Raw genomic sequence first — 11,978 nt, 5'->3', positions numbered from 1 at the left:
CCAGAACGAACTCGGCTCCCGGGAGAGCGCGGCATAAGCCGTCAAACCACTGCGCAGGGAAGGCCGTGTGTTGGGCTTCACCTGTATGCTGCTGTGCGGTCTCCTTGCGCTACATATTCGCGCAGCGGACCGCGGGTGCTAGCTGGCACCCGGCCTTCCCTGCGCCCTCTTGATTGATCGGGGGAGCGACGAAGCAAAGCTCGGGCGAAATGCGCCGCGAGGATGCGAAGGTGTGTCTGCGATTTGAAATGCACGTTGGAGGATGAAGATGGTCCACCTTGCTCCGTCATTGCGAGCGCAGCGAAGCAATCCAGAATCTTTCCGCGGCAACAGTCTGGATTGCTTCGCTGCGCTCGCAATGACGATGTGGCGACAGCGGTGCGCCACACTTCTCACTCGTGCCCCGGACGCAGCGCAGCGCCACTTCGGCGGTGCGCTGCAGAGCCGGGGCCCATGTCGCCGAGAGCAATCCGTGTGGCTTGGGTCCCGGCTCTGCGCAGCAACGCTAAGAGGCGTTGCAGCGCGTCCGGGACACGAGACGGAGAGCGCTATCGGTGATCAGGGAAGGCGGCGCCGACTCAGCTCAGCTGCTGCCCTGCTATCACGCCAAACGTAGGCGCGCTTCGTCTGCCGCAAAATCTGAAGTTGTGGAGCGTCCTTCGCTTAATGGTATTTTGGTAGGTTTTTCCGTGTCTTTCGAGCCACGATTGTGCCGTCCATGACACACTCACGGTAGATTTAACCCTCATCACCGTCCGTTCGCACCAGCGCCGCTTTTTGGCCACACCCGAACATGAATAAAATCTCTCTAATGTTTTAGCGACGGCGGCTGTCCTCAGGCGGCGACGGGAAATCCCAAGGTCGATTCAAATCTTGGTTCTGATTTTTCGGGTCTGAAAGGGTTAGCCGGGGAAACTGGTTTGCGATGGACGCGAAGACCAACAAGCAGAGGCTGCCAAGCCGTCACGTGACGGAAGGCCCTGCGCGCGCGCCGCACCGGTCCTACTTCTACGCCATGGGTCTGACCACCGAGCAGATCCACCAGCCCTTCGTCGGCGTCGCCTCCTGCTGGAACGAGGCCGCCCCCTGCAACATCGCCCTGATGCGCCAGGCGCAGGCGGTGAAGAAGGGCGTCGCGTCGGCCGGCGGCACGCCCCGTGAATTCTGCACCATCACCGTCACCGACGGCATCGCCATGGGCCATGACGGCATGCGCTCCTCGCTGCCGTCGCGCGAATGCATCGCCGATTCCGTCGAGTTGACCGTTCGCGGCCATGCCTATGACGCCCTCGTTGGCCTGGCTGGCTGCGACAAGTCGCTGCCGGGCATGATGATGGCGATGGTCCGTCTCAACGTGCCCTCGATCTTCATCTATGGCGGCTCGATCCTGCCCGGCAATTTCCGCGGGCAGCAGGTCACCGTGCAGGACATGTTCGAGGCGGTCGGCAAGCACTCGGTCGGCGCCATGTCGGACGAGGACCTCGACGAGATCGAGCGCGTGGCGTGCCCCTCGGCGGGCGCCTGCGGCGCGCAGTTCACCGCCAACACCATGGCGACCGTCTCGGAGGCGATTGGGCTCGCGCTGCCTTACTCGGCCGGTGCCCCGGCACCGTACGAGATCCGCGACGCCTTCTGCATGACCGCGGGCGAGAAGGTGATGGACCTGATCGCCTCCAACATCCGGCCGCGCGACATCGTTACCCGCAAGGCGCTGGAGAATGCGGCCGCCGTGGTCGCGGCTTCTGGCGGCTCGACCAATGCTGCGCTGCACCTGCCGGCGATCGCGCACGAGGCCGGCATCAAGTTTGATCTGTTCGACGTCGCCGAAATCTTCAAAAAAACACCTTATGTCGCGGATTTGAAGCCGGGCGGCCGTTATGTCGCCAAAGACATGTTTGAAGTAGGTGGCATCCCGCTTCTGATGAAGACGCTGCTCGACAACGGATTTCTCCACGGCGACTGCATTACGGTCACCGGTCGAACGATCGCCGAAAACCTCAAGAGCGTGAAGTGGAATCCGCACCAGGACGTGGTGCACCCGGCAGACAAGCCGATCACCGTCACGGGCGGTGTGGTGGGTCTGAAGGGCAATTTGGCGCCAGAAGGTGCGATCGTGAAAGTCGCGGGAATGTCCAACCTCAGGTTTACCGGTCCGGCCAGGTGCTTCGACCGCGAGGAGGATGCTTTCGAGTCGGTCCAGAAGCGCACCTACCGGGAAGGCGAAGTCATCGTGATCCGCTACGAGGGGCCGAAAGGCGGTCCCGGAATGCGGGAAATGCTCCAGACCACCGCGGCGCTGACCGGCCAGGGTATGGGCGGCAAGATCGCGCTCATCACCGACGGCCGCTTCTCCGGCGCCACCCGCGGCTTCTGCATCGGCCATGTCGGGCCCGAGGCGGCGGTCGGCGGCCCGATCGGGCTGCTCGAGGACGGCGACATCATCGAGATCGATGCGGTCGCTGGGACTCTTAACGTAAAGTTGAGCGACGACGAGCTGGCTCAACGCAAAACCAAATGGAGCGCTCGCGCGACTAACCACACGTCGGGTGCGCTCTGGAAGTATGCTCAGCAGGTTGGACCAGCGGTCGGGGGGGCAGTCACCCATCCGGGCGGCGCGCACGAGAAACAGTGCTATGCGGACATCTAGGCGTGCCATAGTTGCGTTTGTGTTCGGGGCAGCTGCGCTGGCCGCACCGGCGTTCGCCTTCGACGGTGCGCCGGTCAACAAGGACGCGGCCATTCCGGTGGTGACCACCTTGCCGGGCGCCGCAAACACCGTGCGCAGCAAGGTGTCGCCGGCGCCCGCGCCTCAGGAAACCTCGCTCAGCGCCCTGCAATATGCCGCCGAAGGCGGCCATCCGATCGCGCAATGGAAGCTCGGCCGCATGTACGCCAATGGCGACGGCGTCGCCCAGGACGATGTGCGCGCATTCGAATATTTCAGCCGCATCGCCAACGCGCATGCCGAGGACAGCCCGTCGGCGCCGCAGGCACAGATCGTGGCCAACGCCTTCGTCGCGCTCGGCCGCTACTATCTGAGCGGCATCCCGAATTCGAAGATCAAGGCGGACCAGGATCGGGCGCGGGAGATGTTCTCCTATGCGGCCTCCTATTTCGGCAATGCCGATGCGCAGTACGATCTCGCCCGGCTGTACCTGAAGACGCCGGACGCCTCGCGCGAGGATTTCCGCTACGGCGCGCGTTGGCTCGGCCTCGCCGCGCAGAAGGGCCAGCACGAGGCGCAGGCGCTGCTCGGCCAGATGCTGTTCAACGGCGACCGCCTGCCTCGGCAGGCCGCGCGCGGCCTGATGTGGCTGACGCTGGCTCGCGACAGCGCAGGTAGCGATGAGACCTGGATCAAGGAAAGCTACAACCGGGCCTTCGCCAAAGCCTCCGACGACGACCGCGCCATGTGCCTGCAAATGCTTGAGCAGTGGGTGCAGGGCCGCCGGGAGTAATCGCGGCGACTTCGCCGCGTAGGGTGGGTTAGCCGAAGGCGTAACCCACCAGCCCCACGCGCTGGCTCACGCCGCCTCCAGATCCAGATCCGCCCACACCGGCACGTGGTCCGACGGCTTCTCCCAGCCGCGCACATAGCTGTCGATGCCGACATTGGCGAGCCGGTCGCTGGCCTGCGGCGACAGCAGCAAATGGTCGATCCGTAGGCCCTGGTTCTTCTGCCAGGCGCCGGCCTGATAGTCCCAGAACGTGTAGAGCCCGGGCTCGTCGGTGACCGCGCGCAGGGCGTCGGTGAGGCCGAGCCCGAGCAGGGACTGGAAGCTCTCGCGCGTCTCGGTCTTGAACAGGGCGTCCTCGGTCCAGGCGGCCGGATTGTGGACGTCGCGGGCTGCCGGGATGACGTTGAAGTCGCCTGCGAGGATCAGCGGCTCCTCGGTTTTAAGGCGCTCCTTCGAATACTCAAGAAGCCGCGACATCCATTTGAGCTTGTAGGGATATTTCTCGGTCCCAACCGGGTTGCCATTGGGCAAATAGAGGCAGGCGATGCGCAGTACCCCGTGCTTGAGCGTCACCACGCCTTCGAGGAAGCGGGCATGCGCATCCTCGTCGTCGCCGGCGAGTCCCGACTTGGTCTCGTCGAACCGGAGCTTTGAGAGCAGGGCGACGCCGTTGAACGTCTTCTGCCCGTGCGTGACCACGTTGTAGCCGAGCGCCTCGATCTCCAGCCGCGGGAAGGCCTCATCGACGCATTTGATCTCCTGGAGGCAGACGATGTCCGGCTGGCACTCCTTCAGCCAGGTCACCAGGAGATCGATCCGCTGCCGGACCGAGTTCACATTCCACGTAGCTACTCTGATGGGCATTTCGGCGGCTCCAGGCAGGGGCCATGGTTAGAACAAACTGCAAACGCGCCCGTCAAGGACGCCGCAAAATCTCCCACAAAATTAACCCGGCTTAAGCCGGCCCTGGGCCATTGATACCGAAAAGGTTTTTCGAATGGGACGGCCGGACCAATCAATGAAGCGAAGCGAGCCCCGCGACGGCCTGATCGGCGCGTTCCTGTACTGGCTCGGCGGCTTCGAGATCGAGGACGGCCTGACCGCCGATCTCAGTGAGCGCGAGATGCGCCGCATCCGCGCCAAGCAGATCGACGCTGTGACGCGCCTGATCCCGGTGACGATGGCGGTCACCATGCTCAACGTCGCCATCGTGCTGATCCTGTTCTGGGGCAGGGGCTGGAATGACTTTCTCGCGATCTGGGGCCTGACCCTCGCTACCACCGCCTCGCTCGCCGTTCGCGCCTGGCGGCGTTCGCATCAGAACCCGCCGCAGGAAGCCCCGCCCCATGCCGCGCGGCAAATGCTGCGGCAGGCGTTTTTCCTCGCCGCGACCTGGGGCACGCTGCCGCTCGCGCTGTTCAGCCGCGTCGGCCCGACCAGCCAGCTCATCCTGGCCTGCCTGATGGTGGGCATGATGTCCGGCGGTGCCTTCACGCTCTCGACCTTCCCGCGCGCGGGCCTCGTCTATCTCGCCACCATGACGCTCGCCTGCGTCGGCGCGCTGCTCCTGTGCGGCACCGGGCCGCATCTCGTGACCGCTGGGCTCCTGCTGCTGTTCGCGTTCTTCATGGCGCGCAACATCGTCTCGCAAGGCAATCTGTTCCTCGGCAATCTCAAGGCCCAGCTCGAACTCGAACGGCAGACCGAGATCATCTCGCTGCTGCTGAAGGAGTTTCAGGAGAACGCCAGCGACTGGCTCTGGCAGACCGATGCCGATGGGCACCTGGTTGACGTGCCTGAACGCTTCGCCGACGTCGCGCAGCTGCCGCTTCCGCTCCTGAAGGGCTCGCACTTCGCCGACGTGCTCGACATGCTCTGCCCCGAGGACAAGAGCGCGGCCTACAACATCGTCGGCCTGATGGAGCAGAGCGAGCCGCTGCACGAAATGAACGTCAAGGTCGTCGCCGGCGGCGAGGCGCGGCTGTGGTCGCTGACGGCGAAGCCGGCCTACGACCGCGACGGCCAGTTTCTCGGCTATCGCGGCTTCGGTCGCGACGTCACCGAGCGTTGGCGCGCGGAAAAGGCCGAGGCGGAGAGCCGCGCCAAGTCCAACTTTCTGGCGGTGATGAGCCACGAGATCCGGACGCCGATGAACGGCGTGCTCGGGCTTGCCAGCATGCTGCTCGAAACGAAACTCGATCCGGAACAGCGCGAAGCGGTCACCACCATCCGCGAGTCCGGCGACAATCTCCAGCGCATCCTCAACGACATCCTCGATCTCTCCAAGCTAGAGGCCGGCCGCTTTGCGTTCGAGGCCATCGACTTCGCGCCGCAGGCGCTGGTCGAGGCGGTCGCGACCGTCGTGCGCGCCAGCGCCAACAGCAAGGGGCTGGCGGTGAAGGTCGAGCTCGATCCGAACCTGCCGCCGACGCTGCGCGGCGACGTCGCGCGGATCCGGCAAGTGCTGCTCAACCTTGCGTCCAACGCGGTGAAGTTCACCGATGAGGGCGAAGTGACGATATCCGCGACATGTCAGGCGCGCCGCGACCTGCTTGCGACTGTCCAATGGACTGTGACTGACAGCGGCATCGGGATCGCGCCGGAAAAGGTCGGCCAGCTCTTCAGTGACTTCGCCCAGGCCGACGCCTCGATCAGCCGCCGCTTCGGCGGCACCGGGCTTGGGCTTGCGATCTCCCGGCGTATCATTGAGCAGATGGGCGGCACCATCGGCGTCACCTCGACGCCGGGCGAAGGCTCGACCTTCCGCTTCACGCTGGTGTTGCCCTGGAGCCAGACGCGGGCATCTGACCAAACCGCCGGCCGCGATGAAGCCGACGAGCTCAAGGAGTGTATCGCCAGCCTCGATCGGCCGCTGAGGGTGCTGGTCGCCGAGGATGACGCCGTCAACCGCATGGTCGTGAGCAAGATGCTCGGCGCCTTCGATGTCGAGCTGCGCGTCGTCGCCGACGGTGTCGAAGCCGTCGCGGCGGCCTGCGAGGGCGACTACGATGCCGTGCTGATGGACGTGCGCATGCCCGACATGGACGGGCTTGCCGCCACCCGCGCGATCCGCGCCCAAGGCGGCCACTTCGCAAGCCTGCCGATCATCGCGCTGACCGCCAACGCTTTCCCCGAGGACGTCAAGATCTGCCGTGAGGCGGGCATGTCGGACTTCTTGGCCAAGCCGCTACGCAAGCCCGCGCTGGTCGCGGCACTGCTGCGCGCATTGAACCATGTCGCGGCGGCGGATGCGCCGCTTCAGCCGGAGCTGATGCCGGTCGAGGTGGAGTGGACGGACGAGGAAAGGCAGATGACGGGCGCGTAAGCCTATCAGATAGAGAAGCTGGTCCCGCAGCCGCAGGACGCCGTCGCGTTGGGATTGTTGACCCGGAACGAGGCGCCGATCAGATCGTCGACGAAATCGACCTGCGATCCCGCCAGGAATGGCTGCGAGGCGGAATCGACCAGCACCACCGCATTGTCCTGCTCGATCACGAGATCGTCGTCGGTGCGGTCGCGGTCGATATCGAACTTATATTGGAAACCGGAGCAGCCACCGCCCTCGACGGAGATGCGCAGCATCGCGCCCGACCCCTCGCCCTTGAGGATCTCCCCAATCCGGCGTGCGGCCCGGTCACTGATGGTCACGGCAGTCGTCATCGTTGGTCTCCGATAGTCCCGCGGTCATACCAAGTTCACTTGCCCAATTCATTTGGTATCCCGCGCCCGACATAGTTAAGTGCCACCATACGCAGAATCAAATGGATAGGGACTAAATTCGCCGTGTCCGTCGGAATGGCAGCCCCCCCGCGCGCCCTATGCCTGCGACCCCGATCGCAGCCGCGGCCGGCTGGTCGCTGAGCCGCCGAGCCGAACCCGCAGCCCGTTCCGGCGGGATTGCGACCGGGTGATCCATTCCACCGCGTTCCGCCGCCTGAAGTACAAGACCCAGGTGTTCGTGTTCCATGAGGGCGACCACTACCGCACCCGGCTGACCCATTCGCTGGAGGTGGCGCAAATCGCCCGGGCTCTGGCCCGGCAGCTTGGGCTCGACGAGGACCTCACCGAGACCCTCGCACTCGCCCATGATCTCGGCCATCCGCCCTTCGGCCATGCCGGTGAACGTGCGCTTGATGCCTGCCTGAAGGATTTTGGCGGCTTCGACCACAACGCCCAGACCCTGCGCGTCGTCGCCGCGCTGGAGCACCGCTATCCCGAGTTCGACGGGCTGAACCTGACCTGGGAGTCGCTGGAAGGGATCGTCAAGCACAACGGTCCACTGACGGATCGCAGCGGCGCGCCGGTCGGGCGCTATCGCGCGCATGGCGTTCCCGTTGGGATCGCCGACTACATCAAGACCTATGATCTCGAATTGTCGAGCTTCGCCTCGCTCGAGGCGCAGGTCGCCGCGATCGCCGACGACATCGCCTATGACGCCCACGACATCGACGACGGTCTGCGCGCCGGCCTGTTCCATCTCGACGATCTCAAGGTGATGCCGCTCACGGCCGAGATCATCGCCGAGACATCAGCGCATTATCCCGATCTCGAAGACGTCCGGCGCGGCGCCGAACTGGTGCGCGAGCTGATCTCGCACCTGATCGGCGCGGTGTTTGCGGAGGCGCAGAAGAACCTCGCCGACGTCAAGCCGCAATCGGCCCAGGACGTGCGCCAGCAGAGTAGGGCGCTGATCTCGTTCCCTGCCGAGGTCGCCGAGGAGGAGGCTGCCATCAAGCGTTTCCTGTACCAACACATGTACCGCCACAAGCGGGTGATGCGGGTGATGGGGGAGGCGGAGCAGATCCTGTTCGACCTGTTCGCCAAATACCTGAAATCGCCGGACGAGCTGCCGCCGGAATGGTTGATGGGGGCCGAGGCGGACAATGAGGGTGACCGGGCCCGTCGGATCGGCAATTTCATTGCCGGAATGACCGACCGTTTCGCCCTGACCGAGCACCAGCGGCTCTTTGACTCGACCCCGGATTTGCGTTAGGCGGCGCCCATGCCCGACACATCCTCATCGCTGCATCTGTTCGCCGACGTGCTCGCGCGCGTGCACGCCGCCTGCCGTACGCTCGCGGCGGAAGCCAACTGGCCCGAGGGCATCGATTTCTCGCGCGTGGTGGTCGAGCCGCCGCGCGATCCCTCCCATGGTGACATGGCGACCAACGCCGCCATGGTGCTTGCCAAAGAGGCAAAGGCAAAGCCGCGCGACCTCGCCGAGCAGATTGCCGAGCGGCTGCGCGCGGACCCGCTGATCGCCAAGGTGGATGTCGCCGGCCCCGGCTTCATCAACCTGACGCTGAAGCCTGCCGCCTGGGCGGAGGCGCTGCGCACAGTGCTGGGCGAGGGAGCCGATTACGGCCGCGTCCGGGGCGGCTCCAAGGTCAACGTTGAATATGTCTCGGCCAACCCGACCGGGCCGATGCATGTCGGCCATTGCCGTGGTGCAGTGTTCGGCGACGCGCTGGCGAGCCTGCTCCAGTTCGGCGGCCACGACGTCACGCGCGAATACTACATCAACGACGCCGGCGCCCAGGTCGACGTGCTCGCACGTTCCGCGTTTCTCAGGTATCGCGAGGCGCTTGGCGAGGATATCGGCGCTATCCCGGAAGGCCTCTATCCGGGCGACTATCTGAAGCCGGTGGGCGCAGCGCTGGCGAAGGAGCATGGCGACAAGCTCCTCGCGATGACGGAAGCCGAGTGGCTGCCGACGGTTCGCGCCAAGGCGATCGCGATGATGATGGACGAGATCAAGGACGATCTCGCCGCCCTCAACATCCGTCACGACGTGTTCTTCTCGGAGCGCTCGCTGATCGAGAACGGCAACAACAAGGTCGCCCAAACGATCGAGTTCCTGCGCGCCAAGGGCGACATTTATGAGGGCCGCCTGCCGCCGCCGAAGGGCGCGCCAGTGGAGGACTGGGAAGACCGCGAGCAGTTGCTGTTCAAGGCGACGGCCTACGGCGACGATGTCGACCGTCCGCTGATCAAGTCGGACAATTCCTACACCTACTTCGCGTCCGACATCGCCTACCACAAGAACAAGTTCGACCGCGGCTTCGCCGAGATGATCGACGTGTGGGGCGCCGACCATGGCGGCTACATCAAGCGCATGCAGGCAGCGGTGAAGGCGACAACCTCCGGCAAGGGGGCGCTCGACGTCAAGATCGTCCAGCTCGTCAAGCTGCTCCGCAACGGCGAACCAGTGAAAATGTCCAAGCGCTCCGGGGACTTCGTCACCTTGCGTGAGGTGGTGGATGAAGTCGGTCAGGACGCCGTGCGCTTCATGATGCTCTACCGCAAGAACGACGCGGTGCTGGATTTTGATCTCGCCAAGGTCATGGAGCAGTCGCGCGACAACCCGGTGTTCTACGTTCAATACGGCCACGCCCGCGGCCACTCGATCTTCCGCAACGCGCGGACCGAGGTGTTTCCGGAGCTCCCGGAGGATGCTGGCAAGCGCATCGCCTGGCTCAGCGAGTCGGCGGTGGAGCGGCTGTCGGACCCGGTGGAGCTCGACCTTCTCAAGCGTCTCGCAATTTATCCGCGCATGCTGGAAGCGGCAGCAAGTGCCCACGAACCGCACCGAATTGCCTTTTATCTCTATGATTTAGCTAGCGAATTTCACGCGCTTTGGACGAAGGGGCGCGATTTGCCCTATTTACGCTTCATTATCAATAATGATGCAGAGCTTACGAAGGCGCGGCTGGCTATGGTCCAGGGCGTCGTCTCTGTCCTGGCATCGGGCCTCGCCATCCTCGGCGTCCATGCTCCGGACGAGATGCGGTAGTTTGGGGCGAACTACTTAAGGGAATTCGGGGTAACCGGCAGAAGCCGGTACGCTTAGACTTGGTTGAAAGCCTTGTGGGACGAAAGCCGTGCCTGAGTCGAGGGGGCGCGCGGCTTTCCCGAAGGGACGCATCATCACGATGGCCGAACGATATCAGCACAGACCGTTTCCTTCCGATGACTATGGTCGCGGTGGCGATCAGCATGGGAAGACGGAAAACGACCCCTTGGCCGAACTTGCCCGCCTGATCGGACAGACCGATCCTTTCGCGGCGCAGGCGCGGCCCGGCACGCAGCCTCCGGCGGCACCTGTGCCCGCACAGAGCTATCAAGCAGACGACTATCAGCACGACGACTATCAGCAGGACTATGCCGAGCCGGCAGTTGCGCCTCCGCCCGGTCCGCCCTCATGGATGCGGCGCGCCAATGTGCAGCCGCAGCCGGCATCCGCGCCGGAGCCCGACTATCCCAGCTCTGTGAACCCGGTTCATCCATTGCAGCGCTATTCAGCCCAGCCGACGGCGCCCGCGCGTGATTTCCATCAACCGCAGGCCTATCAGGATCACGCTTATCAAGGTCAGGCCCATCAGGGGCAGGCTTACCAGCAGCACGATCAGGCTTACCAGGAGCAAGCCTATCAGGAGCCGTATCAGCAGCCCGATCCGTCGCGCTACGACGACGCGCTCTACGGCAAGCTCGAAGCGGGCGAGCAGGACTACCAGCGCGATCCGGCCTATCCGGACGATCCTTACGCGTTCCAGAGCGACTATCCCGAGGCCGATCTCGACGAGCCGAAGAAGCAGCGCGGCGGCATGATGACGGTCGCGGCGATCCTGGCGCTTGCCGTGGTCGGCACGGGGGCTGCCTTCGCCTACAAGACCTATGTGGGCTCGCCCCGCAGCGGTGAGCCGCCGATCATCAAGGCCGACAACACCCCGACCAAGATCGTGCCGGCGCCGACGGACTCCTCGGCCAAGGTGCCGGATCGCATGGCAAGCGGCGACGGCTCCGAGAAGATCGTGCCGCGCGAAGAGGCGCCTGTCGACGTCAATGCCAAGGCGAGCGGTCCTCGCGTGGTGTTCCCGCCGTTGAACCCAAACGCGAACCCGCCGCCGGTGGCGAGCGTCTCGCCGTCCACGGTGCTGCCTCCAAGTGCGGGGCCGGTCCCGGGCAACGGCACCCTGCCGGCCAACACGCCGCGCCCGATCAGGACTGTTGCGGTGAAGGGCGATCAGACTGACAGCACCGCCCCGCAAGCCGCGGCGGCTGCCAGGTCGGGAACTCCGCCGAAGCCCGTTGCCGCGCCCGCGGCATCGGCTGCGCCGCGCAATCCGCCGACCTCGGCCAATGCCAGCGCCAACCAGCCGCCGCTGTCGTTGGCGCCGCAATCGGCGCCCGCGGCGGAGCCGCAGCGGATGGCTGCGACCAACCCGACGCAGGTTGCGCCCGCGAGCAGCGGTGGCGGTTACATCGTGCAGGTGTCCTCGCAGCAGACCGAGGAAAGTGCCCACGCCTCCTACCGGGTGCTTCAGAGCAAGTATGGCAGCGTGCTTGGCTCTCGCGCGCCGGTGGTCAAGCGGGTCGATCTCTCCGACAAGGGCAAGGGAATCGTCTACCGCGCCTTCGCCGGGCCGTATGGTTCGGCCGAGGAGGCGACGCAGGCTTGCAACAGCCTCAAGTCGGCGGGCCTGTCCGCCTGCTTCGTCCAGAGGAATTAACGGCCGTTTC

7 protein-coding genes and 1 pseudogene are annotated in these 11,978 nt (G+C 64.9%); 6 read left to right on the top strand and 2 right to left on the bottom strand.

Features of this window, described 5'->3' with window-relative positions; translation table 11 throughout:
* Window positions 1-925: 925 nt before the first annotated feature.
* On the top strand, window positions 926-2,647 hold the full coding sequence (ilvD, locus tag AC630_RS22690) for a dihydroxy-acid dehydratase (protein WP_074120669.1): 1,722 nt from the start codon (window positions 926-928) through the stop codon (window positions 2,645-2,647).
* Entirely contained in the window at window positions 2,634-3,458 is an 825-nt protein-coding gene (locus AC630_RS22685) for a tetratricopeptide repeat protein (RefSeq protein WP_074120668.1), read from the top strand. The genes ilvD and AC630_RS22685 overlap by 14 nt, the downstream gene beginning before the upstream one ends.
* Window positions 3,459-3,524: 66 nt before the next feature.
* On the opposite strand, the gene xth is transcribed toward AC630_RS22685, so the two are convergent.
* A complete protein-coding gene (xth, locus tag AC630_RS22680; RefSeq protein ID WP_074120667.1) occupies window positions 3,525-4,322 on the bottom strand; it encodes an exodeoxyribonuclease III in 798 nt (265 codons plus the stop codon).
* Between the two features lie 154 nt (window positions 4,323-4,476).
* Between xth and AC630_RS22675 the strand changes: the two genes are divergently transcribed.
* Window positions 4,477-6,783, top strand: a complete 2,307-nt coding sequence (locus AC630_RS22675) for an ATP-binding protein (protein ID WP_502691529.1) — start codon at window positions 4,477-4,479, stop codon at window positions 6,781-6,783.
* 5 nt (window positions 6,784-6,788) lie between these two features.
* Here the strand turns inward: AC630_RS22675 and erpA are convergent, their stop codons facing one another.
* A complete protein-coding gene (gene erpA, locus AC630_RS22670) occupies window positions 6,789-7,118 on the bottom strand; it encodes an iron-sulfur cluster insertion protein ErpA (protein ID WP_011087527.1) in 330 nt (109 codons plus the stop codon).
* A gap of 123 nt (window positions 7,119-7,241) precedes the next feature.
* Between erpA and AC630_RS22665 the strand changes: the two are divergent.
* From AC630_RS22665 to AC630_RS22655, 3 genes and pseudogenes are all read left to right on the top strand, one after another.
* Window positions 7,242-8,451, top strand: a pseudogene (locus AC630_RS22665) (deoxyguanosinetriphosphate triphosphohydrolase).
* A 9-nt stretch (window positions 8,452-8,460) separates the two neighbouring features.
* On the top strand, window positions 8,461-10,251 hold the full coding sequence (gene argS, locus AC630_RS22660) for an arginine--tRNA ligase (RefSeq protein WP_074120664.1): 1,791 nt from the start codon (window positions 8,461-8,463) through the stop codon (window positions 10,249-10,251).
* Window positions 10,252-10,390: 139 nt separating this feature from the next.
* Window positions 10,391-11,968, top strand: coding sequence for an SPOR domain-containing protein (locus AC630_RS22655; RefSeq protein ID WP_074120663.1), 1,578 nt, complete (start codon window positions 10,391-10,393; stop codon window positions 11,966-11,968).
* The last annotated feature ends 10 nt before the right edge of the window (window positions 11,969-11,978 follow it).

The sequence above is a fragment of the Bradyrhizobium sp. AS23.2 genome (genome assembly GCF_001908185.1).
Lineage (GTDB): Bacteria > Pseudomonadota > Alphaproteobacteria > Rhizobiales > Xanthobacteraceae > Bradyrhizobium.
Note: the sequence above shows the minus strand (reverse complement) of the source record. Positions and strands in the feature narration are given on the sequence as shown.